32 protein-coding genes and 5 tRNA genes are annotated in these 25,465 nt (G+C 58.8%); all 37 read right to left on the bottom strand.

Annotation, left to right across the window (positions count from 1 at the left end; all coding sequences use genetic code 11):
* Nucleotides 1–54 precede the first annotated feature (54 nt).
* The 37 genes from AC5JDC_RS15840 to AC5JDC_RS15660 all read right to left on the bottom strand — a co-directional run bounded on the left by AC5JDC_RS15840 (nucleotide 55) and on the right by AC5JDC_RS15660 (nucleotide 25,036).
* A complete protein-coding gene (locus AC5JDC_RS15840; RefSeq protein ID WP_495842559.1) occupies nucleotides 55–678 on the bottom strand; it encodes an HK97 family phage prohead protease in 624 nt (207 codons plus the stop codon).
* Entirely contained in the window at nucleotides 675–1,955 is a 1,281-nt protein-coding gene (locus AC5JDC_RS15835; protein WP_495842557.1) for a phage portal protein, read from the bottom strand. The genes AC5JDC_RS15840 and AC5JDC_RS15835 overlap by 4 nt, the downstream gene beginning before the upstream one ends.
* Complete coding sequence (locus AC5JDC_RS15830; RefSeq protein ID WP_495842555.1) at nucleotides 1,956–2,633, bottom strand: hypothetical protein; 678 nt, start codon at nucleotides 2,631–2,633, stop codon at nucleotides 1,956–1,958.
* Nucleotides 2,630–4,222 carry a terminase large subunit gene (locus tag AC5JDC_RS15825; RefSeq protein ID WP_495842553.1) on the bottom strand — a complete coding sequence of 531 codons (1,593 nt, stop codon included), beginning with the start codon at nucleotides 4,220–4,222 and terminating at the stop codon, nucleotides 2,630–2,632. Before AC5JDC_RS15825 ends, AC5JDC_RS15830 begins: the two co-directional genes overlap by 4 nt.
* Nucleotides 4,223–4,228: 6 nt before the next feature.
* Nucleotides 4,229–4,693 (bottom strand): terminase small subunit, encoded by a 465-nt coding sequence (locus AC5JDC_RS15820; protein ID WP_495842551.1) that lies wholly within the window; start codon nucleotides 4,691–4,693, stop codon nucleotides 4,229–4,231.
* Nucleotides 4,694–4,786: 93 nt separating this feature from the next.
* Entirely contained in the window at nucleotides 4,787–4,984 is a 198-nt protein-coding gene (locus AC5JDC_RS15815; protein WP_495842634.1) for an HNH endonuclease, read from the bottom strand.
* 369 nt (nucleotides 4,985–5,353) lie between these two features.
* Nucleotides 5,354–5,430, bottom strand: a tRNA-Thr gene (locus AC5JDC_RS15810).
* A 4-nt stretch (nucleotides 5,431–5,434) separates the two neighbouring features.
* A tRNA-Gly gene (locus tag AC5JDC_RS15805) sits at nucleotides 5,435–5,508 on the bottom strand.
* Nucleotides 5,509–5,513: 5 nt separating this feature from the next.
* Nucleotides 5,514–5,587 (bottom strand) — tRNA-Ala (locus tag AC5JDC_RS15800).
* 9 nt (nucleotides 5,588–5,596) lie between these two features.
* Nucleotides 5,597–5,670: transfer RNA gene (locus AC5JDC_RS15795), tRNA-Gln, on the bottom strand.
* A 32-nt stretch (nucleotides 5,671–5,702) separates the two neighbouring features.
* Nucleotides 5,703–5,778 (bottom strand) — tRNA-Pro (locus AC5JDC_RS15790).
* A 594-nt stretch (nucleotides 5,779–6,372) separates the two neighbouring features.
* Nucleotides 6,373–7,044, bottom strand: a complete 672-nt coding sequence (locus AC5JDC_RS15785; protein ID WP_495842549.1) for a hypothetical protein — start codon at nucleotides 7,042–7,044, stop codon at nucleotides 6,373–6,375.
* Nucleotides 7,045–7,061: 17 nt separating this feature from the next.
* Nucleotides 7,062–7,568 (bottom strand): VRR-NUC domain-containing protein, encoded by a 507-nt coding sequence (locus tag AC5JDC_RS15780; RefSeq protein ID WP_495842547.1) that lies wholly within the window; start codon nucleotides 7,566–7,568, stop codon nucleotides 7,062–7,064.
* Between the two features lie 181 nt (nucleotides 7,569–7,749).
* Entirely contained in the window at nucleotides 7,750–8,466 is a 717-nt protein-coding gene (gene dnaQ / locus AC5JDC_RS15775; protein WP_495842632.1) for a DNA polymerase III subunit epsilon, read from the bottom strand.
* A gap of 229 nt (nucleotides 8,467–8,695) precedes the next feature.
* Nucleotides 8,696–11,065: a bifunctional DNA primase/polymerase gene (locus AC5JDC_RS15770; protein WP_495842545.1), complete on the bottom strand. Its 2,370-nt coding sequence runs from the start codon at nucleotides 11,063–11,065 to the stop codon at nucleotides 8,696–8,698.
* 163 nt (nucleotides 11,066–11,228) lie between these two features.
* Nucleotides 11,229–11,591, bottom strand: a complete 363-nt coding sequence (locus AC5JDC_RS15765; protein ID WP_495842543.1) for a PDDEXK family nuclease — start codon at nucleotides 11,589–11,591, stop codon at nucleotides 11,229–11,231.
* The gene (locus AC5JDC_RS15760) at nucleotides 11,588–12,898 is read right to left on the bottom strand and encodes a DNA cytosine methyltransferase (protein WP_495842541.1); all 1,311 of its coding nucleotides are present in this window, start codon (nucleotides 12,896–12,898) and stop codon (nucleotides 11,588–11,590) included. Before AC5JDC_RS15760 ends, AC5JDC_RS15765 begins: the two co-directional genes overlap by 4 nt.
* Entirely contained in the window at nucleotides 12,885–13,220 is a 336-nt protein-coding gene (locus tag AC5JDC_RS15755; RefSeq protein ID WP_495842539.1) for a DUF6511 domain-containing protein, read from the bottom strand. The genes AC5JDC_RS15760 and AC5JDC_RS15755 overlap by 14 nt, the downstream gene beginning before the upstream one ends.
* A 106-nt stretch (nucleotides 13,221–13,326) precedes the next feature.
* Nucleotides 13,327–14,640 carry a DNA-methyltransferase gene (locus tag AC5JDC_RS15750; RefSeq protein ID WP_495842537.1) on the bottom strand — a complete coding sequence of 438 codons (1,314 nt, stop codon included), beginning with the start codon at nucleotides 14,638–14,640 and terminating at the stop codon, nucleotides 13,327–13,329.
* A gap of 97 nt (nucleotides 14,641–14,737) precedes the next feature.
* Entirely contained in the window at nucleotides 14,738–15,043 is a 306-nt protein-coding gene (locus AC5JDC_RS15745; RefSeq protein WP_495842535.1) for a hypothetical protein, read from the bottom strand.
* Entirely contained in the window at nucleotides 15,043–15,363 is a 321-nt protein-coding gene (locus tag AC5JDC_RS15740; RefSeq protein WP_495842533.1) for a hypothetical protein, read from the bottom strand. The genes AC5JDC_RS15745 and AC5JDC_RS15740 overlap by 1 nt, the downstream gene beginning before the upstream one ends.
* Nucleotides 15,360–15,626 (bottom strand): hypothetical protein, encoded by a 267-nt coding sequence (locus AC5JDC_RS15735; protein WP_495842531.1) that lies wholly within the window; start codon nucleotides 15,624–15,626, stop codon nucleotides 15,360–15,362. The genes AC5JDC_RS15740 and AC5JDC_RS15735 overlap by 4 nt, the downstream gene beginning before the upstream one ends.
* On the bottom strand, nucleotides 15,626–15,967 hold the full coding sequence (locus tag AC5JDC_RS15730; RefSeq protein WP_495842529.1) for a hypothetical protein: 342 nt from the start codon (nucleotides 15,965–15,967) through the stop codon (nucleotides 15,626–15,628). The genes AC5JDC_RS15735 and AC5JDC_RS15730 overlap by 1 nt, the downstream gene beginning before the upstream one ends.
* Nucleotides 15,967–16,479 (bottom strand): siphovirus Gp157 family protein, encoded by a 513-nt coding sequence (locus AC5JDC_RS15725; protein ID WP_495842527.1) that lies wholly within the window; start codon nucleotides 16,477–16,479, stop codon nucleotides 15,967–15,969. Before AC5JDC_RS15725 ends, AC5JDC_RS15730 begins: the two co-directional genes overlap by 1 nt.
* Nucleotides 16,480–16,702: 223 nt before the next feature.
* Nucleotides 16,703–18,457 (bottom strand): DEAD/DEAH box helicase, encoded by a 1,755-nt coding sequence (locus AC5JDC_RS15720; RefSeq protein WP_495842526.1) that lies wholly within the window; start codon nucleotides 18,455–18,457, stop codon nucleotides 16,703–16,705.
* A 2-nt stretch (nucleotides 18,458–18,459) separates the two neighbouring features.
* On the bottom strand, nucleotides 18,460–18,978 hold the full coding sequence (locus AC5JDC_RS15715) for a sigma-70 family RNA polymerase sigma factor (RefSeq protein ID WP_495842524.1): 519 nt from the start codon (nucleotides 18,976–18,978) through the stop codon (nucleotides 18,460–18,462).
* Nucleotides 18,953–19,897 (bottom strand): oxidoreductase, encoded by a 945-nt coding sequence (locus tag AC5JDC_RS15710; protein ID WP_495842522.1) that lies wholly within the window; start codon nucleotides 19,895–19,897, stop codon nucleotides 18,953–18,955. The genes AC5JDC_RS15715 and AC5JDC_RS15710 overlap by 26 nt, the downstream gene beginning before the upstream one ends.
* Nucleotides 19,898–20,098, bottom strand: a complete 201-nt coding sequence (locus tag AC5JDC_RS15705; RefSeq protein WP_495842520.1) for a hypothetical protein — start codon at nucleotides 20,096–20,098, stop codon at nucleotides 19,898–19,900.
* Nucleotides 20,099–20,266: 168 nt separating this feature from the next.
* Nucleotides 20,267–20,422, bottom strand: coding sequence for a hypothetical protein (locus AC5JDC_RS15700; protein WP_495842518.1), 156 nt, complete (start codon nucleotides 20,420–20,422; stop codon nucleotides 20,267–20,269).
* Nucleotides 20,423–20,436: 14 nt separating this feature from the next.
* A complete protein-coding gene (dnaN, locus tag AC5JDC_RS15695) occupies nucleotides 20,437–21,492 on the bottom strand; it encodes a DNA polymerase III subunit beta (RefSeq protein WP_495842516.1) in 1,056 nt (351 codons plus the stop codon).
* Between the two features lie 75 nt (nucleotides 21,493–21,567).
* Nucleotides 21,568–22,392: a Gabija anti-defense Gad2 family protein gene (locus AC5JDC_RS15690; protein ID WP_495842514.1), complete on the bottom strand. Its 825-nt coding sequence runs from the start codon at nucleotides 22,390–22,392 to the stop codon at nucleotides 21,568–21,570.
* A gap of 65 nt (nucleotides 22,393–22,457) precedes the next feature.
* Nucleotides 22,458–22,847: a beta-sandwich lipoprotein gene (locus AC5JDC_RS15685; RefSeq protein WP_495842512.1), complete on the bottom strand. Its 390-nt coding sequence runs from the start codon at nucleotides 22,845–22,847 to the stop codon at nucleotides 22,458–22,460.
* Nucleotides 22,847–23,431, bottom strand: coding sequence for a DUF669 domain-containing protein (locus tag AC5JDC_RS15680; RefSeq protein ID WP_495842510.1), 585 nt, complete (start codon nucleotides 23,429–23,431; stop codon nucleotides 22,847–22,849). The genes AC5JDC_RS15685 and AC5JDC_RS15680 overlap by 1 nt, the downstream gene beginning before the upstream one ends.
* 21 nt (nucleotides 23,432–23,452) lie before the next feature.
* Nucleotides 23,453–23,761, bottom strand: a complete 309-nt coding sequence (locus tag AC5JDC_RS15675) for a hypothetical protein (RefSeq protein WP_495842508.1) — start codon at nucleotides 23,759–23,761, stop codon at nucleotides 23,453–23,455.
* Complete coding sequence (locus tag AC5JDC_RS15670) at nucleotides 23,761–23,949, bottom strand: hypothetical protein (RefSeq protein ID WP_495842506.1); 189 nt, start codon at nucleotides 23,947–23,949, stop codon at nucleotides 23,761–23,763. Before AC5JDC_RS15670 ends, AC5JDC_RS15675 begins: the two co-directional genes overlap by 1 nt.
* The gene (locus AC5JDC_RS15665; RefSeq protein WP_495842504.1) at nucleotides 23,949–24,713 is read right to left on the bottom strand and encodes an ATP-binding protein; all 765 of its coding nucleotides are present in this window, start codon (nucleotides 24,711–24,713) and stop codon (nucleotides 23,949–23,951) included. Before AC5JDC_RS15665 ends, AC5JDC_RS15670 begins: the two co-directional genes overlap by 1 nt.
* 146 nt (nucleotides 24,714–24,859) lie before the next feature.
* Nucleotides 24,860–25,036, bottom strand: coding sequence for a hypothetical protein (locus AC5JDC_RS15660; RefSeq protein ID WP_495842502.1), 177 nt, complete (start codon nucleotides 25,034–25,036; stop codon nucleotides 24,860–24,862).
* Nucleotides 25,037–25,465 lie beyond the last annotated feature (429 nt).

Here is a 25,465-nt window from a genome sequence, read left to right as displayed (position 1 = left end):
GGTTGAATGGCAGGCTCTTCGCCGTGCCCTCCGGCATTGCCGGGTGACTACGGGTTATCCCTGCCGGATACCCCGAATTCTTTGTTCCTGCGCCGCTTGGCGCTCGGCAATTCGACGCCTGGCTGCCGCGGCGTCTGCCTCCTTCTTCGCTCGCTCCGCCGCCAGCCTCTCGGCTTCCGAGCGCGCATCCTCAAGCGAGCGTGCTGCTAGTGTCGTGTCCGGATAGGCGGGGCTGGCTGTAGCGGTAACCTCGTACAACTCGGCCTCGATGATAGTCCTGTGCGGCAAATCGCCTGACTCATCCCACTCCTGTTTAGTGGCGCGGAAGGCGAAACTCATGCCGGCGACATCGCCGCGCTCGACCAGAGTCCAAAGATCGTTGCCGTCCGACGTGTCGGGAACATCGATCTCAAACTTGAGGCCGTGGTCATCTTCAGAGAGGCGCAAGGTCCTGGATTTAGTGCGGCCAAGCACCCGCCCCATGTCGTGATCGTAAAGTGCAAGGATATCGCCACCGATTGCCTTGCTAAAGGCGCCAGGCGCTATGCGCTCGACAAAATAGTCGCCAATCGTTGTGTCGCTATTCCAAACGGCAGCATACCCCAAAAGAGTACGCTTACCATCTGCGGCGCGGGTCTCAACGCCTAGGCTTCCGCCGCGTTTTTCAATGTTCGTCATGCGGCTTCTTCCGCCTCGTCTTCATCATTGTCGTTGGCCGCTACTGCCGGCGCGGCGGGCGTGACTGGCTGACTTCCCAGCGGGATTGTTGCGCCCTGAATGTAGAGTTTGTCGCCCTCTGGCATGGCAGGGCGATTGTCCAGCGCGCGACCCTCGTTGGGCGTCAACAGGCCGTTCTGTACCGCCTGACCCATGCCGTCCATTCGCGTCTTGAAGTCGCCGCGCAAGAGTCCATCAAGGTTGTGCTCAACGTATCGTCCGTTATTGCCGCGCCCGAACATCTTCAGGTTCAGTTCGCCCTCAAGCGCCTCTGCCCATTGCCCGATAAGGTGCTTGACGAGGTGCAAATCTTGCTGTTCCGCGTTCGTGAACGTCGCGCGGGATAAGTCTTGCAAAAAGATTGGCGGCAATTGGTATGCCCTGGCAATTTCCTCGACCTGAAAACGCCGGGCCTCAATCATCTGACCCTTGGCGGGATCAAGTCCGACCGGGTTCAGTTTGTAACCTGCCGGAATGGGGAATACAGGTTCATTCGCCTGCTTTGCGGCGTCCACGGATCGCTTGATATCGGCCTGCGCCCGCTTTATAGCCGCGTCTCCGGCAGGTAACGGTCCTTCAAGTGAAAGCGGCGGGACGCCTCCTCCCGCAAAGAAGTTACTGCCGTAGTCGTTCATTGCTAGCGCGAGTTGGATTGCCTTTGCGGCCATCGCAATAGGGCCATAGTGCCCCAGCCCATCCGCTTTCAGCATGAAGGGCACATCGATTACGTCGGCGGCAGGATATTCCTTCGCCTGCCCTCTCTTTGTGTCGTTGTATTGATAAACAGTCCTGCCGCCGACACGCTTGACTACGGTCTTGGTCGGATCCATCTGCCACAGTGCCTCGACACCCTGCGGGGTGCGCTCAATCCAGGCCAGCCCACGGCCGCCCGTAAAAACCTGCTGCCAAAAATACTGCCAGAACTTGAAGGCGTTGATTTCGTCGTTAGGTGCATCGTGGATTACCGTCTCAAGCTTACCGCCGAGGCGCTTCGGCCCCTCTTTCGTGGTCCGGTAGGCGTGTCTCGGCAAAGCGGCAAGCGTCCGCGAAAGGAACGCAACAGCAGCCCACACCGCAGGGACAGCCAACGCTCGATCAATGGTGACATTCGGCAAATTTGCCGCCTGCACTCCAAAGAACGCCAAGAAGCTTTCGGAGCTTACGGGCACTGTCGGGTTTTCGATCGAATTGCGCTGCTCTGGTGCCGTTTGGCGGCGGAATCTGTCAAAAAGTGCCATTTATGCCGCCTCTAACGGGAAATTTAGAAAGCAATGCCCGGCACCGAAGGCAGCAATGGCCGCCTTGTCTCGTACTTTCGCTGCTTCCTCTGCTGTATCAAACCGACCAAGGTTGTGTTCACGCCCAGCAATCTTTATTCTGGCGCCCCACTTATTTCTGTCCGAATGATAACTGACACCGCAAAAGCCAGACTTATTGTTCTTTCGCACGCCAACCGAGTGCTGCGCCGCGCGATTTTGCCTGACTGCATCCTCTGTACGGCGGCGACCCTTATTCGCGATGGATGACCTGCGCTTTCTCTCCGCGCTTGCCGGACTAAGTTTAATCCCCGTCTTGGCAATCGACATCTTGGCCTTCGTCGCATCTGTGTGCTTAAGGCCAACACAGCCCTCGCCACCATCAGTCATGTTGGCAAGAATGCCGGTCCCGATATTGCGGCGACCGAACAGCTTTATGTAGGCGCGCTCCAACATAAAGGCGTCGGCCTCAGTTAAACCGTCGTGCCACCGCACTATCCTCGGCTCGCCACCTTCGCGGCGTATCTTAGCAACCGTTCTCATAAACATTGAGTTACGACTACCGCCCGCTAGTCTGGCGTCTCGGTCCCCAGCTCCCTTGCCAATGTAAAATGGTGACCCGCAGGGTTTTAACCACGCGTAAACGTAGAAGTCGTTCATGCGATCACCGAATAGGTTGGATCGTCCCACGGAGAAGGAGCGGGGGTTGCGTCAATGTGCGTTCCGGCAACCGACGTCGCCATAGTCAGCGCCACAGCTCCGTCGATGCGTCCGCGCGCCTTCGACTTGTCCAGTTTCTTGTTGCCGGCCGGGTCCGGCTTCACCACGGCGTTGGAAATGCACATGTTCAAGACCGGATGGTCGGCATGCGCCAACCTCTTATTCAGGACCAACGTCGCCAAATCCCGCAACGCTGGCGACATCGATCGGTATCCCTGCCCGAACGGCACGAAGAGCGCGTCATCGTTCTTCTCGTCGCACTGGTCTTCGGAAAATCCAGCCTTCAACAGCCACGGCTTCAGGTGCCGCCAGTTCCACATATCGAAGGCGATCTTCTGAATGTTCAGCGTCTGCGACAAATTCCACAAATGCGCAGCGATGAACTCGTAATCGACCGTCGGTCCTGGCGTCGTCTGCAGAAACACGTCTCCATTGTCGTTGGGCTTCGCCCAAATATCGTAAGGGACGCGGTCAGCCCTTGCTCGCTCGCGCAGACTATCGCCAGGCAACCAGAACGTTGGCTTTACGTGCCATATGGTGCCGGCGCCCGTCGCTAGAGGCGCCATAAGCACCAAGGCTGTAAGGTCGTCGACCTCGGAGAGATCGAGTCCGCCAAATACAGGCAGATCACCAAAATCCTGAACAGGGCCATCGCACGCCTTCCATGTGCTTGGCGCAAACAGTGGCGCCGATGCGTCGATGCGCTGATTCAGGAACAGCCAGCGGAAACTGGCTTCCTCTGTTGGCATACGCGAAGCTATCGCCGCCGAGTCCCGCACGTCGCTAAGCGAACGGAAGACACCCAGCGCCGGATTGGCCGCGGCCCAAGCATTCGGATCCTGCATGTCGCAGTCTTCCGGCGCCGTGTAGACGTGGCTTACGATGCGCGGGTCTTTCGACGTCTCGGCGTCGTCTATCCAGCGCGAGAATAGGTCGTTATCGGTGGCCGCCTGCGTCGAGATGGCGAATAGCATCGCCTTCCCCTCATACGCACCCTGAGACGTTATGATCGCCTCTACAAAAGCGTCGTTCGGTCCCTTTACCTGCCCGACTTCATCCAGAATTGCGAGGATGGGCGAGCCGCCATGCGCCCCGGCCGCCTCAGCGGATATCGCCTCATACTCGACGTTTCGTGCGAGGCCGATGATCTTCTTGCCAGAAGGAACCACTCGCGCCAATTTGCTCAGCGCCGGGGACATCCAGACCATCTTGGAGGCGTAGTTGAAAACCTCCGCAGCCTGCTTTCGAGTGCGCGCGCCGCTGGTAATGCGGCTGTTCTGGTATGCCTCCGGCCCGACAATGTGGGCCAGCAAAAGACAGGCAATCAAGCCTGTCTTGCCATTCTTTCGCGCGATGGAAAGATAGGCGCGTGACGTGCCGCTCGGGTTGTCGTATACCTCGAGAATGAACTTCTTCTGAAAGTCCAAAAGCCGTATCGGCTTGCCGAGCAGGTTGCCCTCGGGGACGATGCAGTATTTTTCAATGAACGCAACGACGCGCTCGCCGCGCGTCAGTGGCTTTTTCGCCATGAAGTCTTATTCGGGCCGAGCCAGCAAATCATCCTCTAAAGGGTTGTCGCTCTCGATGGCCTTGGCGCCCGCCCTCCGCTTGGCAACGTCCCTAGCCTCGCCCGCTTGCGCGCGCGCGTGAAGCGACAACGAACGGCGGAAGGACAGGATTGAACTGGCGTGCATCTGCACAATCGACTTGCGCGGATTGGCCACAGGCGTGCCCTTTTCCGAGTAGGAGACGCCGCCTTCGTCACGCAAGAGTTTCTGCTCGCGGGTCAGGTCGGCCATCGTGCGCGCCAACATGGCCGCGATCTCGAGCTGGTGAGATGACCACTCCGATCGCGCGTATTCCGCGATGACGTTCCGAAAGAACGGCAGATCCTCTGGATCGAGCGGAACGTTGTCCGGCGGCGCGACATCACTAACCGCCTTCGCCATCACTCGCACCGCTTCGGACGCACTATCAATGCGCGCCTTGCGCTTCGCCATCGTGCGTCCTCATAGGAAAAACTGTATTAGCGCTAAAGCCATCCTGCCACGCCGGTCCTGCGGCAGACGCCACCAGAGCCGCCGACACCCCCTCTACCCCAATGGGTAGCCATCAATGCCAATGGCCGGTCTAGCGTTGCCGCGCTCCTCGCGCTGCTTGTGTCTGTTGTGGCATGATGCGCATAGCGATTGCAGATTGTTGCCATCGAAGAACAACACCTCATCGCCTTTGTGTGGTCTAACATGGTCGACCGTATCTGCTGCGGTGACGTCCTCCACCTGAAGACACATGCGGCATAGTGGGTCGCGACCTAGTTGCCACTCGCGCAAGCGCTGCCAACGTGCAGTCTTATAAAGCCTTCGATATGCCTTGGTTGTGTCGGTGCGCAGGTCTGGCCTACGCATTACCTAAAGTTCGCTCCCATGAAAGCGAGATAGGCGCCAACGCCAAGCACGGTGGCAACCAATATAGCAACCACTACGGCTGCGGCTATGAGTAGGGCCGTGATCACCTGAATATACTCCCAAGCGATGGCTGCACTTTGTCACGCAGCATCTGCCAGAACATGCGTGTTGTTCCTGTGCAGGCTTTGCATGCCAGCACCGTGTCGCAATAGGCGAGTAGAGCTTGCTTGTGCATGTGTGTCCTCCTCACATATATGGTGCTGACGGCACGGGATCGAACCTGCGACATCGGCCTTACAAGAGCCGCGCTCTACCTACTGAGCTACGCCAGCGTAATGGAGCGGATAGGGAATATCGAAATCCCGCGCATAGGGTGGAAGCCTACTGCTCTGCCTCTGAGCTATATCCGCATATCTGGTGGACCGCTTCGGACTCGAACCGAACTCAAGCAATCTTGCAAGGATCGCGCGCTTACCCTGAGCGCAGCCCTATTTATGTTGGTTCCCGCCTGTGGATTCGAACCACAATCTGCGGATTCAAAGTCCGTTATCCTACCGTTAGACGAAGCGGGATAACTAACCTTGCTGTCGCCCTTTGGGCGAATTGGTCAGGGTGGCCAGGTTCGAACTGGCGACCTCCCGCTTCCAAGGCGGGCACGCTACCAACTGCGCTACACCCTGTGTAGCGGGTCGCGGTCGATCTTCGTCCATTGCGAACCTCCGAAAAAAGGCACCAGCAAAACCGCCTTATCATTGCGGCGCTGGTGCGGACGCACCGCTAAGCAGTGCGTGGGGTGATTGGCAAACGCGGCGGGAGTCGAACCAAACATCGGCGGTTTTGGAGACCGCTGCTTTACCGTTAAGCTACGCGAATAAAAGGCGGCGGGCCAAATCGCCTCGTCTTGCCTATCCGTAGAAATGCCTCGGGGCATTTGTCAGCAAGCAACACCGCAAATACTCGCACCACGCTTTGCCACGCTGGTCCGGTGCCGACCCAATAAGCCGGTCTCTACACCCGGCACGTATTGGTCACCGCCTTGCACGGTGTCGGGCGTCCTGCGCATTTTCGCGCTCCGCTTAAACGCCTAAGCAGAAAGCCACGAGTCGCCGGAGGAGGACGGCGCCAGGTGGCGATGGCATTCGGCGCACTCCCGTCCGTTGGCCGGTCACTATGGACTCTTGCGGCTCGTCGGGTAGACCTACGCCGAAACTACATGTTTCGTGAGGCCGTATGCCTCTACCCTACCCGCTCCGCGACGGGGATTTGCGCATGCGCTACCTGCGCAGGATATCCCTAACGGTTATCAAAGCCATGTGCACCACAGCACGGCCGGCGGCCTGCGCACCAGTCCTGTTGGACACACCAACACTGTTTCCGACTTCCTGCAATGTCGCGCCATCAATACACGCCATCTCAAACGGCTCACACAGGTAGCCAAGTCGAAGCTGCAGTGCCGACAACTTGGCCTTGGCATCAATCATGTCGTTTACGGGCTTGTCGCCATTCCACGGCTTCGGGACGTTGGTTTGGTTCGTGCTCGACAGGCTGCCTGCCGGTATCTTCATTCTTGCAGGTATGTCGACTGCAGCAGCTTTGGATTTGCGCGCGCCTTTGTACTCGACGTCTCCGCTTTCAAGCGTCTTCACATACTGGTCAAAATTCATGCCGTCGCCGATCGGCGCAGCCTTACCTCCAAGCATGGCTTCTGATTTGGCCAGCTCATATATCTTGCGATAGGAAATCGCCACCTTGAGCAGTTCGATATTGCCCTCCCGAACAAGTGCCCGGGCAAGCGGCCAATTCACCGCGTTGTCATTATCAGCCTTGCCATCCCAATCCTTGCCGTAGGAAGCGCGTGCCGCAAGACGCCGCTTCTCGGCATGCACTGCGTCCCGTTCGGTGCCGTACGGCATCCGCGCCGGCAGTTCCGAGCCGTCGCTGGCCACTATACGAGCAATCCTCTTCATGCCACCGCCCTCTGCGCTTGATTATCATTCGCGGCCAACCACTGGCGCACTAGGCGCACTGCCTGCGCAGCTGCGTCTTCTTCCGTCGTCGCCCGGATGACCGCCTGCATGGTGAAGCCTAGTGCCACCAGAAGCGGATGACGCGCTTCCTGGCTCGGCTCGAGTTTCGCGCGGCCGACCTTGTTTTCGATAAGCCCTAGCCGCCCGCCATACATGTAGATACGAACGTCATGTTCGCCGGCCGTCAGTCCCGCAGCAAGAGCCTGCATGCGCGCCTTTGGACCGCGGCGGGCTGCATTCTGATCGCCGGCCAACGTAAACATGCCGGGGCGGACATCGCGCGCCGTCTTGGCGTATTCCGGCATGGCGCGCAGGGCTTTGACTTGGTGGGCCTGCAACTCCCACTCTTGGGGCAGTGCAGGCTTAGCCGTGACCTTGCCGTTGCGGGTGGTTAGGATGGTGCGCTTACCGTTCAGGCGGATGGTCTGCCGGGTGCTGGTCATACCAAAGCGACCCTGATATCGCGGAGCAACCGCAGCGGGATGGTGTTCTCAGCCGACTTGCACGCTTCAAGGTTTTCAACCGAGGCGCCACAAAGCGGACAGGGGTTTGGTTCCTCGTTATGGCAAGGACAGCGCTGCTCAGCCCAACGCAGGACAGCCCGCAACACTGACTCGTGTTTTGTCACGCCCACAAACGCCTCCCACTCGCCGCTTCCAGTTCCGCCACGAACGCCGCATGCGCGGCCATCTCGGCTTCCGTTACTCGCCCCACCAACGGCGTCTGCCGCCCCACAACCATAATATAGGGGATAGAATGCTCTGATGCCACTAAATCTAGTGTCTGTTGCTCAGCCGCAAGGGCGTAATAGACCGCTGCAAGCAGTTCCGCATCCAGAAGCGCGCCGTGCTTCGTTCTGCGGGCCGTGGACACGCCGTAGCGCTTGCATAGGGCGTCCATGTTGCACGAGGCGCCCGGATGCTTGATACGCGCCATGGCAAGCGTGTCGACCACAGGGTTGGCCAGCGCAGGACAGCGGCACCGCCGCAGTTCGGCGTTAAGCATGCCGATATCGAAGCCGGCGTTGTGGGCCACAAGCGGGGCGTCACCTATAAACGCCAGAAGCGGCTCGGGCTGGAACGCCGGGAAGCCGGCAAGGAACTCGTTGGTCAGACCGTGGATGGCTGTGGCTTCCGCAGGCACCGGTATGCCGGGGTTATGGTAGGCGTGGTAGGTGCGGCCCGTGGGCGTCAGGCCGTCCAACTCTACCGCACCAATCTCGACGATGCGGTCAGTCGCGAAGTCGATCCCGGTGGTCTCGGTGTCGATGACGATTTGTCGCTGCTCGCTACTCGCAGCAGAATGGATGGTTTGGGTAGATGCGACCGCAGCGTCTGACATTTCGTCCATTTCTCCTCTATATATTACACAGACCTATGAAAATGATAGAAAATGGTACATATACATAACGTTATGGATAAATGGATGAAACTATATATATAGTATATACGTCGTTGTTTTCATTGTGTTTTTTGGCCTGACTTTCGTCCATTCTGCGAGTGGATGAAAGTCGGACAAATGGACGAAAGTCCACTTTCATCCATGGACGAAAGTCAGGCGTGGATGGACGTTATTCGGCCCACACAAGCCGCTTCGCGGGGCGCCCGGATTTATTGTCGTTGGCGGCCACAACGACGCTTCCGGTCTTGAAAAGTTCTTCGAGAATTTCCTTCTTCTGCCATCCGTCGATCGCCTTGCATCGGTCGAACATACGACCCTCTGTGATACCCTTCTTGCCAGCCTTTCGTATGAGGCCGGCAATCTTCTTGTAGTTTGCCTCACGCTGATTGTCGGCCAGGCGGTCTCCCACCTCGGCCAGCATGCCTGCGGCGCATGTCCACGCTACAGCAGCGGCCCATTCAAAGTCCGCCTCGGTTATAATTGGCTCGGACGGATCCTTCCCGACTGCAACGATAAGCGCCAGCTTGATAGCGTTCTCCACAATGCGCCGAACGAAAGGCCGCTCCTCCACCGCAACTTGCCCCTCCCTCGCATCAATGGTCTCCTTTACGGCCATGAAAACGCCTTCTGCATCTGGCGTCCACGGCACGATATAAGGCTTGTTCTCCGCCCAATCGGCCTTAACCTTTATACCCTTTTCGGCTAAGTTTCCGCGCTTCTTGGCGACGTCAATGCCCGCAACCCCGGCCATCCGCTCCATTAGGATGTGCGAAACGTCTCTAACATCACGCTTCGGCTTAACAGCCGCTGGCTTTTCGCCCTTGACGTGAAACAGTATCAGTCGTGGCAAAAGTCCATCTTCGGCGCTGGCGGACGAAAGGGCCGTCCAGAATTGCTCTGGCGTTGACGTCCCGTGGATGCATAGGCACGGATTATAGATGCGTTTCGGGGGCGTACCGCGGTACGCAGCGCCCTCAAAAAACGTAGACGATGCCGAGTAGTAATCGCGCATGTCCGTTGAGATTGCACGTTGGTGGCTGCCCGCCTTGCGATCGGTAATTTCCCGAACAAAGCCACCGAACTCATCGATTTGACAGTTGACGGACGAGTTCTTTTCCAGCACCTCACGAAGCGCAGACGCAGACATAATACGGGCCGGGCCGCTATAGTCGCTAAATACACCGCGGTCATTCATCAGGATGCGTTTTATCTGGCTGCGGGCATGTTCCTTGCCGAAGCCGGATTCTGCCAACGCCACCGTGTAGATGTTGGTCCTGGTATCGCGACTGCCGGTTGAATAGCGGGCGCCACATAATGCCGCGACCATGGGCAGGACGGCAGCCATTGCAAGCGTTCGCGAAGGATACTCCGCCGACGACACTATCCAATCAATAAGGTCTTCTACCAGTCCGCCAGGATAGGTCAGTGACTCAAGGTCGGCCACGGCCTCGAGCTTGTAATCAGGCACATCGTCCTCGTGCTCGGTCTGCGCGCTGTCCGAAGAATGTATACAAACTTCGGACACGACAGCGGGCGCCGCCGCTGTGGGGGCAGGCGCCTTTTTCACTAGACCCTTCGCAATCATGCCGTCGAGCTTAACCGGGCGTGTCCCGTCGCTCCAATAATCGGGCTCCCGTATCTGGCGCGGTTGCTTTATGCCAGCATCCAGACCGCGGCGGATTTTGGCCCTTATCTCTTTCTCGCCATCTTTCGCCACCACGCCGTTGGCGTAGGCAGCGTCAAGCAACCCGGCTTCGGCCTCTGATCGAGACAGGGCGCCGGCTCCGACCATTGTTCCAAGGTTGAATGCACTACGGTTGACCGCCTCACCACGCGAGCCTTGTGGGGCAGTTGCCAGCATCCGCAATTCATCAGAAACGGCACGCTCGACATACGCTGAATTGTCGCCTCCACCGTACGAATAATCACCGCCGTGTTGCACTGGCGCCTTTGGTAGGACAAGCTCAAGCAACCAATCGGGCGCGGCCGGCAACGGAGGAAGGCCGAGGCCATCAAAGTCCACCCACAGATAATCGCGGCCATCCGCAGTCTTGCTGCCAGGGGCGATCACATAGCCACCCGAACCTCGAACGTCCAGACCGGCGCCGAGGCGCCCTCGGTTACGAACGCCAGGGGCGTATTCGAAATAGTGATGCTCGCCGCCACCAGCTGTTCTGGCGACGGCGGTGCGTGGAAGCGGGCCGTGAACATCCTCGAGCGCGGCTAGTGTTTCAAAGCCGTTGATGATTTTGCCATCGTCATCCCTGTGAACGTCGATGTCAAGCACCCACGCGCCTAACTGCTCTCCCGTGGGAATCCCGACCATTGCGCCGGGGAAGCGCGGCCACATGCGCTTGATGAGAGGAATGTTCTTCGTGGCACCCTTAAAGCCGTTACTGACCAGAGGCGTCTTTGCTTTGAGGATTATCACTTCTCCGGTGTCAGGATCGTGTTGGCCGGTATCCTCATCGGCGGCGCGACAAGGGAAAACGGGAACGCCGGCTTCGGCGTAGGAAAGGGCTAGGTCAAGTTCTGTCACGCTGCTTTCCTTGCTGCTCTGCTGACAAGCTCAAGCGCTGATTGATGAGGCTCTGCCGATGATGTGCCCCACTGGACGCGGTTGCCAGCTTCGCGCCACCGCGAATCTGGCTCGATGTATTCGCCAGTTGCCCAGTCGATTTGAGGCGGCTGCAACTCCACTGCTATGTCGTCCCACAAATAGCGTGACCCGCTAGTAGCAGAGAGCCCGGCACTAATGATCGCTCCACCGGAGACAGCCCGATGAGGAGTATTTGGTGCGCGTCTCTATGCTTACAAGCTTTTTCAAATTCAAGAATATCTGGATGACCTATAACACGCTCAATGTGAAGCGGCTTAACCTCAACCAGGACATCAGCAATACGAGTTTTTATCAGAAAATCCGGAGTCCAACCATCCAAATCAAAAGGCTCATAATCCCATTTCCACCCACATAGATCGAAGAATGCGGCCCACCGCGCCTCCAGTCGTGAGCGGAAGTTCACGCCGGCATATGTCGTTGGTATTGCTTTGATGTTGTAGATCATTTTGGCCATCCGCGAGCGATGTAGGAAAGGGCGAGGTCTAGTGGCGTGCTAGGCTGCTGCAAGGCTTGAGGCTGCAAGGGCCTGGCGTCCTTGTTCGTGTTGTCGTTTGCGGGTGCGTAAAGGGCGGCCAGGGCAGCCTCTACTCGGAGGATGGCGTGGCCGATGGCTTCCGGGATTTGCGGGCAGACCGCGTCCCCGAAGGCTTCAACGATGAGACTAGCCGCAACTGTTCCGCGTGGACCGCCGACCGCAATGCGCGACTCAGCCACCCAGGTGGATAGCCCATCATCCACCCGTAGGTGACCGGCAAGGCCGCCGTTCCAGTCAGCCCACGGCTCTGCAGGAGTTGTGCCAGCAGCCTCGCGCCAATCCACTTGTCCGACGCCTTGCCCGTCATCGCACCGCTCACCACCGCATCCAGCGCCGGACTGTGGCGACAATCGTGGGCTGGACTCTTGGAGTCCAGCCGCTTGTCTCGCTTCGTTGGCGTTGGCAAAGTCTCGAACATTACATTCCACGGCCGGCACGATTCCCACTTCTGCATGCTCGCGGACGCAAAGTTGGCCTTCGCTGTCGGCTTGTGGAACATTTCCTTGGCGCCCATGTGCAGCGCAGTCACCAGTGACACGCCAGTCGCCTTCTCCGCATGCGCCTTCGCCACTTCCGCCCCATGATGCGCGTCCGATGCTCGTGGCGTCGGCATCCCCGCATGCTTGCTCGGATAGCCGCGCAACTGTGAAAGCACGTCCCCACGCCCGCCCCGATCGGCATCCGTCTTGCGCGGTGTCGCGAGCATTGAAGCCGATGAGCCAGCTTCGCTTTCGTTCGTGGTTAGCGCCGATGTCTCCAGCACTAACCACGAATGGCCAGCAGGTGTAGCCGATTGCCGCCAGCGCATCGATGATCCGGTCAGCGCCTCTAGTTCGGAGATTAGCGCTATTTTCAAGAGCGAACCAACGAGGCCGGCATTCGTCGATAAGTCGGACAGCCTCGAAGTAGAGGCCGCTTCGCTCTCCGTCGACGCCCTTGCCTTTGGTGTTGGCGCTGCTGATGTCCTGGCACGGCGGCGAGCCGACGATGACGTCGGGAAGTCCAATACCGTCCCGAACAAGTCGGTCTGCGGTGAGTGTGGTGACATCGTCATAGACGGGAACTCCGGGGTTATTCTGCAAGTAAAGCGCGCGCCGCCACGGGACGACTTCGCATGCGGCTATGGTGTGATAGCCCGCGCGATGCATGCCCAACGACCACCCGCCCGCCGCCGCGCTAAACAGGTCTAGGACGCTTGGTCCGTCAAAATGGAGCACTGTCGTTTCTCACCAATTCCCTCAACCGCCTCGAGCAGCCATCCCATATGGCTCCGACAAACATGAGAACCTGCTCCTCCGACCATTCACCAAGGTCTGTGCCGAACTCATCCACCAGCGGACCGGCCGCCTCCATGCCCCCCTCGCGTGCCTTGAGTTTGTAGGCGTCGGGCCGCTTGAGGCGCCTGATGTCGTTGGCTAGTGGAACACAGGACATGCAAAGCCACCTTGGGTCGTTGTCGCGGGACGTGGTAAAGCCAATGCCTATGCCGATTGCGCGTTGGCCGCAGAAAAAGCAGTCGGCTGGGTCGTGCTGGCTCATGCGGCCCGTTCCTTATGTTCGCGAATACGGAATCCAAAGCCACCCTTACCCGCCATGATTCCGCCGTCCGTTTTGATCTGCGAAGTGGCCGTAGATTTGCCTTCCTTCACCCCGATACCCCCCCCGTGCCAGTGCCGCCAAACAACGGCAAGTCATTGTCATTCGCCGCCTGCTTAACGGCGCGTGCCTTACGGGTAGCCGGCCCGGCGTCTGCTAAACGCAGCCGCTCGGCAATATCGGCCTGGTATTCTTCCTCGCGCTCAATTAGTATGCAGCGCGTACCCTCGCGCCATGCCGCCTCGCCCGTTGAGCCGCTGCCGGCGAATGGATCCAGCACCAGTCCGCCTTTCGGCGTGACCAGCCGCACAAGCCATTGCATCAGGTCGACCGGCTTCACGGTTGGATGCTTGCTGCCGATGCGGTCGAGTTTGTCGGCTTTTGCTGAGAAGTATAGGCGCGAGACGTTCTCGGCGGCATCTCCGCACACAGCAAAAACTTCATCGCTGCCGTCCGTAAGGATGTTCGCCGGCCAAGCACCAACCTTGATACCGGCGGCAACTATGGCAGAGTTGCCGCCGGCCATGCTTCCGTTTTCTGAAATTCGGATCCCGTTGCTGGCCGTAACCACTTTAAGCTCGTCGCCGACTCGACAACCGTCGATGTTCAGCACCCCCGTACCGTGTTCAAGGACGTTAAGCGCAACCGTTCCAATGAGCGGCTTTCTAGCTAATGCGATAGGCTCCCACGCCGGCTTGAGAGCCGTCCCCCACGAGTTCCACGCCGCAGCCTGCGGCGTGGCCGGTTCGTCGCCGGCCTTCTCATGGTATCCTCGCTCAATTGCGGCATCCAGCCACGGACGACCAGCGCCAGTATTGGCGGTCGGCATGTTCGCAATGCGCGGGTTATCGACGCGCACTTTCTCGCGTTCGGCACCGAGGTGTTTGTCGATCGATTTCCCCACATTGTGGCTTTTGGGGAATCCGCTGAAATAGCACCAAGCCAACTGATCGCGGATTTCAAAGCCCGCATCCTCGATCGCCACAGCCATGCGGTGGTAAGTGCGCGTGCCGGAGAACGCCACAACGTGCCCGCCAGGCTTCAGCACGCGGAGGCATTCGGCCCAAAACACTTCGCTAAAGGCAACCTCGCCGGTATCCCATTGCTTGCCCATGAATCCGGCACTAGCGCGGCTGTAGACGTCGCCGTCTTTGGTGGGCGCGCTGCCCGGCTTGCCGAACCGCTTCTGGATGGACACGAGCGCATAGGGCGGGTCAGTCACGATGCTGTCTATCGAGCAGTCGGGCAAGTCCCGCAAAACATCGCGGTTATCGCCGCCGTAGAGCGTCACGCGCCCGTCGAGGTGTTCAGATTTGGTGTACTGCGGTTCGCTATTCATCATGTTCAACAAACCAATCTTCATAAGCCGCCACGTCAGCCATGGCTTCCTCTAGCGACTCCAGGTCGCGCCAATATGCTTCGTAGTCAGGTTCGTATTCGTGCGGGGCGGATAGCCAGGCCTATGGAATACATGGCGACACCTGGCTGTAAAAATAATCGTCATAAGACGCGACATTCATGCGCCCGTCCGCTTCGTATTCCCAGCCGCAGCGGCATTCGTAGTTGCCACGGATGTAGAGGCCAACCCCGACGTCAACGCTATCGCTTTCGGCTATGTCGCCGCATTCCGGGCAGAGCATTTGGTCATCACGCAGCCGCGCGGGTTGTTGCGCAAAAACAACGGGGCGCCGTTCCGTGGCAAGTCGCCTGCCGCGCTCTTGAGCTAGCCGCTCTGCACGGTGCATTTCGTTGGCGTAACTGCCCATCACGCCTTCTCCTCATACACCAACAAGAACCGCCACGCCGCGTCGCGGAAGTCTTGCACAACGGAGCCGTGCTTGCTGGCCGTGATGTCATGCCGCTGCCATTCGGCATAAGCCTGATGATAGCTTGCCGATGCTGCGGCCTGCCCTTTCCGAATTATGCTACATGCTTCGGACAGGAGTTTGGTCACGATGTCGGCGCGGATGTAGCGTGGGCAGTCAGGACCATGGTCCAGCGGCGAGCAATTGACACGCGTGATGGCGACTGTGTCGATGGAGACGGCCCATAAGTTGTCGGGGTATTCGTACGCGTACTCCATCATGCGGCCACCGCTGTGCAAGTGGCGGACACAATGTCAAACGCCGTAAAGTTCGGCTCCATCTCCATATGGACATCCCTAGCGCCAAGCCACCTGCCTTCGTTATAGACGTCGAAGCGCATGGGCCACCCGCACTCCCATCCATCATGTTCATGGTAGAAGTCTTCGGCCGCGTCTTCGAAAACCCAATAGGATTCCGGAACGAACTTGCTTTTGAACTCGTATCTGGCTTCGTCTTTATCGACCGTGTATTCGTAGGTGTTCATCAAGTCCTCCGATTAACCGGCAGGCTGTCCAACTGCTTGGTGCAATAGTCGACACGCTCACGCGCATTTTCTAGTTGCTCCATCCAATGTGCACGCTCGTCGCCAGTTCTCTTAGCCTTTTCGGCCGGAGTCTCCGGGCGCTCATAAGTTATGCGCACTTGCGGATAGCTATCGCCCGCACAATCAATGTAGGGGTCAAAATCAATTTCTGCCGACGCGCGGCAGTCGGATGGGATGCTGTAATATACGTGATCAAGTTCGTCCAAGAACTTGCCGAGGCTATGTTCCGGAAGTTCCGTTGCAACGCCCCATATTTTGGCTACTTCGGTCACCGTGCTCATCACGCCACCCTTACGCTGATCGTCTCGTCCCCATCCTTAAGCCGCGCGCCCTTGACATTCTTGTTGGCGGCAAGCCTTTCCAGTATCAGCCGCTTGTCCGGCTCTGTCCTGATGCGGATGGCCCACTTGGGCAGCAGCGTTTCGTCGATGATTTCCACCGACTGCCGGCCCTTCGTTACGCTAACGGTAGCCTCCACAAGCGGCGCCTTCTGGATGCCGGCCGCCTTCATGACGCGCAGCATCAGGGTGCGCATGGCTTCCTTGCGACGGTCTGCCATGTTTTTGCGGGCGGCAAGCTCGTCCTGGCGCTGCTTTATCGCGCGCGACATGCTGTCCGCTTCGCGCTCGATGTCGACGAGGCGGGAGAGAACGGAGAACGCATCGGTTTCGCCCTCTATGCAGTCGCGACGAAGGTCTTCGTCCTCGGCAAGGTCGGGGTATGCCTGCATGAGGGCATGGATGTGGGCTTCAAGGTTGGCCACATCCGCGGCTAGGAATTGTGGTTTGGTCATATCTCAGTACCCCCGCGCCGGATTGTCACAGTAGCCATGGCGGTCATAATGCCGCGGGCGGTCCTCCCTATATGCGGCAACAGCCTCGCGTTGCGCGCGTCCAATACTGCCCTTCTCTACGATGATGTAGCCTGCGGTGTTCAGTCCTGCTACGACTTGTGCAGCCAACGACGGAGCGGATGCGTAACCATTAAGGCTACCCCGCAGTTCGTTCGCGATAATCTCAGAAGGGGATGTCGTCATCTAACTCATGCCTCCAATCGTTATCATTATCCGCCGGCCGCCCATTGTCGTTATCGGCCGCAAACTGCCGTTCGGTGCCGGGTTTGTAGTCTCGCGGCTTCCAATACTTGCCGTCCGGCTCGACTTGGATTTCATCCGTAACAAGCAGTTCGTTCTGACGCTCAAGCCACTCCAAAACGGTGCGCGGGAACGGCCTCTGCCCGCCGTGCTGCGCCCAATATCTTTGAGCCTTGGATGTCGGATAGCCGCGGCTCTTCGGGTTTGGGTGCTCATGGTGTTGGGGACAAAGCCACTCGTTGATCGTTGTCAGCCCGCACATGTACGTGACCTTCACGCTTGGCGGGTTTTCGCCCTTCCCCTCATGAAAGCGGAACGATCGGCTGGTGACCGGGCGCCAGGCCGCAGTTTCTGTCGACAGGATCGGAGCGTCGGTCGGCCTCTCTGCAAACTTTGGCTTTTCCTCAAAGACGAATTCATGGTCGCAGCAATGACAGATGCGCGCTGAAGCGTGGCACTGCTCCTCGCAGTTCGGGCACAACTTAATTGGCGCCTCGCCGCTGCCGCTTCCCGGCTTTCTTGGCTGCACCATGTCAACCGGCCCGTGTTCGGATATGTTGCCGGCAAAATCCATATATCGGCCATTCGGCTTCAGATATGATGCAATGGCCGCCCGTCGCGCAGCGGCATCAACCGACTCAGGGTCAAAGCCAGGCGGATAGACAACGCGGGTCATTCTCCCGACGCGCTGGACGTAGCGGCCTGCGGACATCGTTCGATACAGGTCAACAATCAAATCAACGCCAACGATATTGGTGCCTGTCGAGAGGATGTTATCGTTGACCAACCCCCACAGTTTGCCGCTTTTCAGATCCTCGATTAGCCTCCTGCGCTCGCCTGATGGCGTCCCGCCATGGACCAATTCAACCGCTCGTCCTTGCCGCTTGAATTCGTCCCGAACGCGCGCGGCATGCTCGATTCCTCGGCAGAAAATGAGTGCCTTCTTGCGATGGCCCTCCGTATCTAAAACCTCTTGCACAACACGACGGTTGAGTTCGTCCGTGTCTACGGCGGCACGGTAATCGCTCGCCTTATACTCGCCCATAGACCGACCTACGCCGGTTATGTCGTAGTTTGTGTCAACTGGCTTGCTGGTGATCGGCGTCAGATAGCCATCGTCGATGCCGCGGCGGATGCCATAGTCGTAAACAACAGCATCGAACAACTTGCCGTCGCCTTCGGTTAGACGCCCCCCGTCAAGCCGGTAATCCGTGGCTGTAAAGCCGTTGATTTTCATGTCCGGATTGATGGCCATAAGGTCATCAATCAGTCGGCGATACATCGTAGCTTGCTTGAAGGGCACAAGATGCGCCTCATCAATCTGAAGCACGTCTACATGGCCAATCTGGCGCGCCTTGCTGTGGACAGTCTGCAGTTGCGAGAATAATACCTGCGCGTGGTAATCCTGACGTCCAAGTGAAGACGCCCCAATGCCGGCGGGCGCAAACGGCCGAAGGCCAATAAGCTCCTTAAAGTTGCCCTCCACCAACTCAACAACGTGAGTGGTGTTCATGATGCGCATGTCGCTCCAGCCGTCCAGCAGTTCGCAAGTCGATGATGCCTGCATGATCGACTTGCCGGTACCTGTGGCGGCCACGACAAGCGGGTGGCCTGGCGTCTCGCGCCAATAGTCAAAGATCGCGTCTACCGCCTCTCGCTGGTAGTATCTGAGGGGCATGGTTAAGCCGCCACTTTGCTAATCTTCTCGCGCGCACGCTCGCACAGTTGCCTGACGCGCTCACCGCCAATGCCGCGCTTTCTGCCGATATCGCCGTATGTCTCGCCAGAGGCTGCGCGAACAAGCATACGCCCCTCACGGCTGCGCGACAGCTTACGCAGCACTTCGGTCGTGAAGACGATTTCCTCCTGTCTAGCCGGCGTTGAGGCGCGCGCTGCGGCAAGTCCTTCCGGGTCTTCCCTGATCAGCGCGCGCCGCTTGCCGTCATCGGAACCGCGTTGGCGCGTAACACCGCGAAAGCGCCAATATAGCCACCTATGGAAACTCCCCTCAGGCCGGAATTTCTCCCAAGCCATAAGCGCGGACTCGACAGTCTCTTGCACGACTTCATCCCATTCGTTCCGATGGCAGTAGCGCTCGGCTAACTTGCGCAGCATCGGGATATGGGCGACCACCCGCTTATCAAACTCTGCGGGTCGGTCTGCGATGTTAACGTCAGCCGGCGTTTTGCGCTTGATCACTTGCACCATCCGTCCATGTTTTGCCGTTATGTAGGGCATAAGTGACCGTCTCCGCAGCCTCATCGCTATCAATCAACTCGCCTGGCACCAGCGCTGGAATGTGGAGGTGAGCGGGGCAAGCAACCTTCTGCTCCTCGACGCCAAGAGGTTTTGCCCATCGAGCGCATGACCAGTGGGCGTCACCACCCATTTCAGGCGTGGAGTGCAGACAGGACCGGCAAGTCACTCGCGGCCAGGCGCCTTCGTGGCATACCGCCTTGTGGTCGCAGAACCGACACTTGAAAAACTCCGGGTCTTCGCTCATGCGGCTTGGCGGCTCCGGCGCATTGATTATGCGTTCAAGCCGCGCCAGCAGCCGCAAGGTCCATACAGCGTCGTACTCGATGCGCTCGAAATACCGCCCGTCATCGTTCTTGTTCACGACGAGATACCCCGCACGCGTCAAGCCGAACATGTGCATGCCAAGCTGGCACTGACCATAGTGAAGCGGCTTCGCTTCCCTGCAGCCCTTCTTCGCGATCTCCTTAAAGTTCTTGTCGTTGGACGACTTGAACTCGAAAAGGTGCTCCGTCTTAGGTGCCTCCGGCAGGCCAATCCCCTTGCCGTCACACTTGCCGCGGACGTGCCCGCCAACCAGGCGGATGCGATCCTGCTGCCCGTAAACCTCGACGCCAATGCGTTCGAGGTCCGAGACAAGAACCTCTTCCCATCGGTCACCCGTTCGGAAGATTGACAGCTTGCGGCCGTCAATCTGTTCCGGCTGGCTAGCCCACCGGAAGGCGTACCACAAAGCGCGATCGCATTCCGTGTTCGCTATGCCAACGCTGATGCCGAGCGAGTCGTAATGCTCGTTTGCAGCCTCATAAGCAGCGTAGATGGCGCGGACGGTTGATGGCGTTGGGCGTGGGAGGGGGGCCAATTAAACAAGCTCCTCCATACCGCGCCATAACTTGTGGCCGGCAGGCACTAGTTTGAAATAGCGGCTTGCATGTTCGCCACCAAGTTTGTCGTTTAGCGCGCCAACCATTATACCCCCCACGTAGTCGTTGGCGACGTTTTCGCAGACAAGCAGATCGGCGACAGTCTCACGAGCAAAATTGTCAACGCCAATTATTTTCATCACCGCTTCCTCCTATCCTTCAACCAATCATCGCCCTTCGGCTCAACGCCTGCCGCCCGTTCGCAATCGTCCGCAACACGGTTCAATCTGCGGCAGGCGCCTTGCCGCGCAGCGCTATGGCGCCTTCACGCAGCCACTGCGCGGCTATCTCGAGTTGGGTTGCTGGTGTCACGATTTGGCCCACAACAGCGCTATCTCGCATTCTTCCCGCTCCTGCCACTTCGGATCCGCCGTCCGCTCCAGCGTAAGCAGCGCGTCTTCCGGCCTGCCGTCGCGCAGTTGCTCGATTGCAAGCCGCACAAGCGTTTCAACGTCTTTGTCCATGTCGTTGTTGGTCCTCAAACACGCTGCGGCATAAGAACGACAAGCTGGTCTGGAGCGGCATCGCTCTTGATAAGCGCCGGCCCCGTTGGGTCCATCGCAAACCGCACGTAGCCAGCGGGTAGCGCAGCCAAGGCTTCGGCCATGTATCGGGCGTTGTAGCCTACCGAGAACGGCTCGCCATCGTACTCAGCCTCTACGGTGTCTTCTGCGGTGTTATCGCCGCGCACAAACACTTCGATGGAGTTGGTCGACACGGACAACTTTGCAGTAGGCGTCCGCATGTCAGACACGACAGAAGCACGGTCAGCAGCAGCGGCGAGCGCCTGCCCATCGACGGCCACGACACGCTCGATGCTGGTCGGGACAACGCGCTGGTAGTCGGGGTATGTGCCGTCAATCAGTTTGGACGTAATTACCGCATCGGCGGTAGTGATGCGCACCTTGGTGTCGGACAGAGACACATCCACCTGGCCATCAGGGACAAGCCCGATGAACTTGCTCGGCAGGATGACTGGTGGGATGTCGCCAACACTCTCTGTCTTGTTGATCGAAAGCCTATGGCCGTCCGTGGCTACTGCTACAAGCTGGCCGCCATTGACATGCAGAAACACGCCGCACAGATAGTAACGCGTCTCTTCGTTCGACATCGCGAACTTGACGGGCGCCAGAAGCGCGGCCAAGTTTGTCTTGAACTCGGACGCAAACTTGCCGGCGCTCATGTCGGGGAAGTCGGACACGGGCAGGAACTGCAGAACGAACCGCGAGCGGCCGGCCTTGACGACAAGGTTCTTGTCCTCGACGGAAAGCAGCACGTTGGCGCTCGCAGGCAGCTTCTTGACGATGTTCTCCAACAGCCGCGCCTCAACACACACACCGCCGCCCGCCTCAGCCATGACCGGCGTCGACGCGGTGATTTCAATGTCAAGGTCAGTCGCGGTGGCGGTGAGCTTGTTGCCGTCCGCAACCAGGCGCACCGTGGACAGGATCGGGATGGTATTGCGTGCCTCGACGACCTTGGTCGTGCTGGTGAGCAGACGCAGAAGGTCATTGCGCTCGATGCTAAGGCGCATTGGATGCTCCGGGTTGTGGGGTTGGATGGGGTGGCCGTGGCTGTTGGTAGCACCCACGGCCAGGCGGCGGAAAGGCTACGCCGCTAACTTCTTTGGCCAGCCGTCCTCATCGAGTTCCGGCGCCACGAATTCAGTTCCATTTAAATCGGCAATGTGCCGAAGCAGCGCCTCCGCATCGCCGGGCATGTTGTCGTTTGCCGGCTGTGCCCAAGGTTCACTTTCTGCGTCCTCCACAGTCAGTGCCTCGATCGCCGCCTCAAGTGTGAACGGCGTGTCTTCCTTTTCGAATACAACCTTGTCGCCGTAGGCTCCGCCAATTTGGTCCTTGAGGTCGTCCCATGAATTGATGTCGATACCACGCACGGCGAGCGCGATCTTCATGATATCGCCCTTGCCAATGGTGTACCCGCGCTGCTGGTATTTCAGAACGCGGCCCGCCGACGCCAATGGATAGCGGGTGCCTGCATTGAACTTCAGGAATCGCTGGCTGTTGTGCTTCAGAAAATCCGGGTGAAAGACAAAGCCAGACTCCGGGTGCTCGTCGCCAATCGTCACGAACTGGAGATTGCCCGGATTGTACACGGTTTTCGGCCCGGCATCCAGATCCAGCGCACCCATGCATATGGTGTAATCGAACGCCTTGAAGATGTCGTGCGCGGTTGGGAAATAGTCAAAGTGCATCAACTGAGCAATGTTGCCGCCTTGGTCTGCGAAGGTGACCGCGCGCTTGCTAGCAGCCACGCACCACAGCCCGTCTTCGTATGACTGATAAACGCCAGTCTCAAACGCGCGGCGGCTCTTGAAGTACACGTCAACGTCGTTGATTTTTGCGCCCGTAAAGACGCTGGTCACCGCTCCGCCCGCTACGAAAATCTGCTTGCGTTCGGCTTTATAAGCCATTGCACACTCCATTCAGTTGGAAAAACCGGCGGCATTCGCGCCGCCGCAGCTCACCACCTTGCGGGTTAGCCGACGCTAAGGTCTACGTCGGGAATGATCGTCTGCGGCTTGAAAATAACCTTGTAGTGGTAGGTGCTGACGTTCGCTCCGTCGATCTGTTCAACGAAATAGGTCACGTTGTCGGACAGCCCGAGAAAGTGCTTTTTGAACTCGTTGGCGCCCGTCTTGCAGGTGACCGTAAGTTCCTTCGGGTCGTCGTTGTTGCCGAGGGAGCAACGACCCTCGATAGTTAGCATGTAGCTGTCCGTAATGCCGTTGTAGAAGACAACCCTGCGGTTGATCTGGAACATGTCGGCAGCCTTGGACAGGTTGCTGGAGGCGACATCGGCGTCAGCCGCGCAACCCGCCAGAGCCGCCAGAGCCAGGGCTGCCGCTGCTATTTTGAGCTTTCCCATCACTTCCTCCACGGCTTCGAGCCAGCCGCAGCTGCCGCCGGCCGCGCAGCAGCCCGATTGTCATTGGCGGGCGCCTGACGGTTGTCGTTCGCGGGTGCGGTGCGGGTGGTTGCCGGCTGAGTGGCGAAGATTTCAGGCTCCGGAAGTTCTCCCTCGTCCGAGTAGAAATATTTCGAGATGCTGTTCTTGGCCTTGTACGGGCGGCCAGCCTTGCTAACGCCCGCCTCGTTTCTCTTCACCCGCGCAGTGAACGTTCGGAAGTGCAGCTCCTCGGAGTCGTCGATGTTTTCCGGCGCATCAGCACCAAACATGGCGCGGGACATTTTGGAGATTTCCCGCTGTCCGCGTGCCTGCTTTTCCGCCTCCCGATGCTCGATGTCGACCCAAGTGAAGAACCTTCGCTTCGCAAAATCCTCCGGCTCAACCACTTCGATCGTGAAGTTCGCGACCGTATTGCCATCATCGTCCTTCTTGACGTCGCTGGCAGATACCTCCAGGCGATAGATGCCGTCCGGCAGCAGTTCGAAGTCCTGCTGCTCTGTGTCGTGATCGTGCGGGCGAATGGTAGTTCCAAGTTTAGCCATAGATCGTGTTCCTCTCGTTGATTACTTCTTGGCTGCGCCAATCACGTCGTCCAGGTCGACACCAACCGCTGCGGCAACACGCCGGATCAGGTCCATCTTCTCGTCGACCTCACAATCCGGCTCGCCGTTGCGCTCGTCGTATTCCTTGGCGCGCTTAAGCAGTGCCTTCATTCCCTCGACGTCCCGCTTGAGGGCGTCGAATTCCTCACGGGTGACGGCGAGCGGTGCCTGCGGGCTGTGCGGCCAGTCAATTACAGGGAAAGGCTCGGACCAAGGCAGCCTGCGCCACTTCTCGGCGTAGTGGTCACTAACCATGCTCACGACGCACATCACGCGACCCTCCCACCAGTGGATACCCATGTTGCGAGCCGCTCCATGAATACGGCAGCGTGCGCCTTGGGTATGACGAGCACCTCGCCGCCTTGCTCTAACTGCAGCCGATCGTCATCGTGCTCCGATGCAACGATGTCTTCGCATTCATCGCCGAAGCGAGCACGTAGTTCATAGACCACTTCCATCACGCAGCCTCCTTCGGACCATCGGCATAAAAATACTTCGACAGTTCCTCGAATCCCTTGCCCTTCTTGTACGGAATGGATGCGGGCATGTTCATGCGGTTCTTGGCCAAAAAGCCCGCCCGCTCATCCGTGTAGATGACACGCTCGGCGCCAGACATGCCTTCCGGCTTGGACTCCTTCTCCTTGCTGAACGCCTTTGACACCTGCTTGATTGATGCCCGCTTGTTCATGAACAGCAGCGCGTCGCTTTTCTCCATGATGATGTCCGCTGCCCGCCGCTGAAGCTTCGGGCGGTAGCGATCGTAAGAGTCCACAATCGGATCATTGTGCGCCTTCACCTCGCTATGCAGGATAAGCACAACATGCAGGCCTCTCTTGGCCAGCGCGCGGACAGCCAACACGAAGTCGTTCCAATCGTTGTCGGCCTCGAGGTAGCCTTTGCCGAACGCTGTCGGCGACCCTTTGTCGTTGCTGTCGATGGTGTCCCATCCCATGCGGCCGCAGGTGTGCGCCCAAACGAGCTTTTCGAGGGCGTCCAGGCTGTCGACGATCACAGTGCGGAAGCCGTGTTCCTCCGTCAGCAACTGCTCAAAAACGTCCAGCAGTTCGGAGAATGAACCAATGGCCTTCGGCTCACCATCGTCGTTCTGCAGTGTCGGCATTTCAATGTCGGTCGGCGGCTCTTCGCCTTCCGTGAACAGGTACAGCGGGTCAGGGAACTCGCTTGCAAGCGTCGTCTTGCCAATACCACCAGTGCCGTACACGGCGATAACCGGTGGATGCTTACGCTTGGTAGTCGTCCTAAGTGAGCTAAGAGGGATTGCCATCTATTGCAGTACCCATGTTGCGATAAGTGCGGCCAGCACCAATGCTGACCACCAAAACATCAACGGCCGCGGATCTGGTGCGGTCATTCCGCAAACCACATGGCCGTGAAGATGCCTGCGGTGAAGCCCAAGGCGCCCCACGGGAAGTAATAGAAAAAGACTACGGCTACCGCGATAAGCACCGCGGCGATAGCCGCATTGCGCAGCGAGTGCGACTGGTGTGGCGGTTCGTCGTCTTCGGGGAGAATGAGGTGTTCCATTCCCTTAGCGCACCTCCTCAAATTCCCCTGCGACAGTCAGGCGATAGGTCTTGCCTGGTTCGATACCATTCTCGCCGACCATGGACGCCCGCACGGCTATGAGCTTGTAAGGCCAAACCGTCGTGTCGAACGCCGCTAGCATGATTGCGCCGCCGGCAGATGCAGAGGCCGTGCCCGCAGCGCCAAGAGCCGCTGCTATCGCGCCCTCTCCCGTCGTGGCGGCAGGCGCGCGGTCTCCCGTCGTGGCGGCAGGCGCGTAGTCTCCTGTCGTGGCGGCAGGCGCGCGGTCTCCCGTCGTGGCGGCAGGCGCGTAGTCTCCCGTCGTGGCGGCAGGCGCGTAGTCTCCCGTCGTGGCGGCAGGCGCGCCCTCTCCCGTCGTGGCGGCAGGCGCGCCCTCTCCCGTCGTGGCGGCAGGCGCGCGGTCTCCTG

Source organism: Kumtagia sp. (assembly GCF_059502445.1).
The sequence above is the reverse complement of the archived record's forward strand: the minus strand, read 5'-3'. Positions and strand labels throughout refer to the sequence as shown.

Bases quoted from the DNA above. Each gene is read 5' to 3' on its own strand.
- AC5JDC_RS15730 (WP_495842529.1), bottom strand. From the start codon at position 15,967: ATGAGCACGGTGACCGAAGTAGCCAAAATATGGGGCGTTGCAACGGAA.
- AC5JDC_RS15680 (WP_495842510.1), bottom strand. From the start codon at position 23,431: ATGGCTAAACTTGGAACTACCATTCGCCCGCACGATCACGACACAGAG.
- AC5JDC_RS15720 (WP_495842526.1), bottom strand. From the start codon at position 18,457: ATGCCCCTCAGATACTACCAGCGAGAGGCGGTAGACGCGATCTTTGAC.
- AC5JDC_RS15820 (WP_495842551.1), bottom strand. From the start codon at position 4,693: ATGGCGAAGCGCAAGGCGCGCATTGATAGTGCGTCCGAAGCGGTGCGA.
- AC5JDC_RS15840 (WP_495842559.1), bottom strand. From the start codon at position 678: ATGACGAACATTGAAAAACGCGGCGGAAGCCTAGGCGTTGAGACCCGC.
- AC5JDC_RS15765 (WP_495842543.1), bottom strand. From the start codon at position 11,591: ATGATCTACAACATCAAAGCAATACCAACGACATATGCCGGCGTGAAC.
- AC5JDC_RS15835 (WP_495842557.1), bottom strand. From the start codon at position 1,955: ATGGCACTTTTTGACAGATTCCGCCGCCAAACGGCACCAGAGCAGCGC.
- AC5JDC_RS15700 (WP_495842518.1), bottom strand. From the start codon at position 20,422: ATGGACAAAGACGTTGAAACGCTTGTGCGGCTTGCAATCGAGCAACTG.
- AC5JDC_RS15745 (WP_495842535.1), bottom strand. From the start codon at position 15,043: ATGGGCAGTTACGCCAACGAAATGCACCGTGCAGAGCGGCTAGCTCAA.
- AC5JDC_RS15660 (WP_495842502.1), bottom strand. From the start codon at position 25,036: ATGGAACACCTCATTCTCCCCGAAGACGACGAACCGCCACACCAGTCG.
- AC5JDC_RS15705 (WP_495842520.1), bottom strand. From the start codon at position 20,098: ATGAAAATAATTGGCGTTGACAATTTTGCTCGTGAGACTGTCGCCGAT.
- AC5JDC_RS15725 (WP_495842527.1), bottom strand. From the start codon at position 16,479: ATGACCAAACCACAATTCCTAGCCGCGGATGTGGCCAACCTTGAAGCC.
- AC5JDC_RS15830 (WP_495842555.1), bottom strand. From the start codon at position 2,633: ATGAACGACTTCTACGTTTACGCGTGGTTAAAACCCTGCGGGTCACCA.
- dnaQ (WP_495842632.1), bottom strand. From the start codon at position 8,466: ATGTCAGACGCTGCGGTCGCATCTACCCAAACCATCCATTCTGCTGCG.
- AC5JDC_RS15780 (WP_495842547.1), bottom strand. From the start codon at position 7,568: ATGACCAGCACCCGGCAGACCATCCGCCTGAACGGTAAGCGCACCATC.
- AC5JDC_RS15690 (WP_495842514.1), bottom strand. From the start codon at position 22,392: ATGGCTTATAAAGCCGAACGCAAGCAGATTTTCGTAGCGGGCGGAGCG.
- AC5JDC_RS15825 (WP_495842553.1), bottom strand. From the start codon at position 4,222: ATGGCGAAAAAGCCACTGACGCGCGGCGAGCGCGTCGTTGCGTTCATT.
- AC5JDC_RS15815 (WP_495842634.1), bottom strand. From the start codon at position 4,984: ATGTGTCTTCAGGTGGAGGACGTCACCGCAGCAGATACGGTCGACCAT.
- AC5JDC_RS15750 (WP_495842537.1), bottom strand. From the start codon at position 14,640: ATGAAGATTGGTTTGTTGAACATGATGAATAGCGAACCGCAGTACACC.
- AC5JDC_RS15675 (WP_495842508.1), bottom strand. From the start codon at position 23,761: ATGTGCGTCGTGAGCATGGTTAGTGACCACTACGCCGAGAAGTGGCGC.
- AC5JDC_RS15670 (WP_495842506.1), bottom strand. From the start codon at position 23,949: ATGGAAGTGGTCTATGAACTACGTGCTCGCTTCGGCGATGAATGCGAA.
- AC5JDC_RS15755 (WP_495842539.1), bottom strand. From the start codon at position 13,220: ATGAGCCAGCACGACCCAGCCGACTGCTTTTTCTGCGGCCAACGCGCA.
- AC5JDC_RS15685 (WP_495842512.1), bottom strand. From the start codon at position 22,847: ATGGGAAAGCTCAAAATAGCAGCGGCAGCCCTGGCTCTGGCGGCTCTG.
- AC5JDC_RS15735 (WP_495842531.1), bottom strand. From the start codon at position 15,626: ATGAACACCTACGAATACACGGTCGATAAAGACGAAGCCAGATACGAG.
- dnaN (WP_495842516.1), bottom strand. From the start codon at position 21,492: ATGCGCCTTAGCATCGAGCGCAATGACCTTCTGCGTCTGCTCACCAGC.
- AC5JDC_RS15740 (WP_495842533.1), bottom strand. From the start codon at position 15,363: ATGATGGAGTACGCGTACGAATACCCCGACAACTTATGGGCCGTCTCC.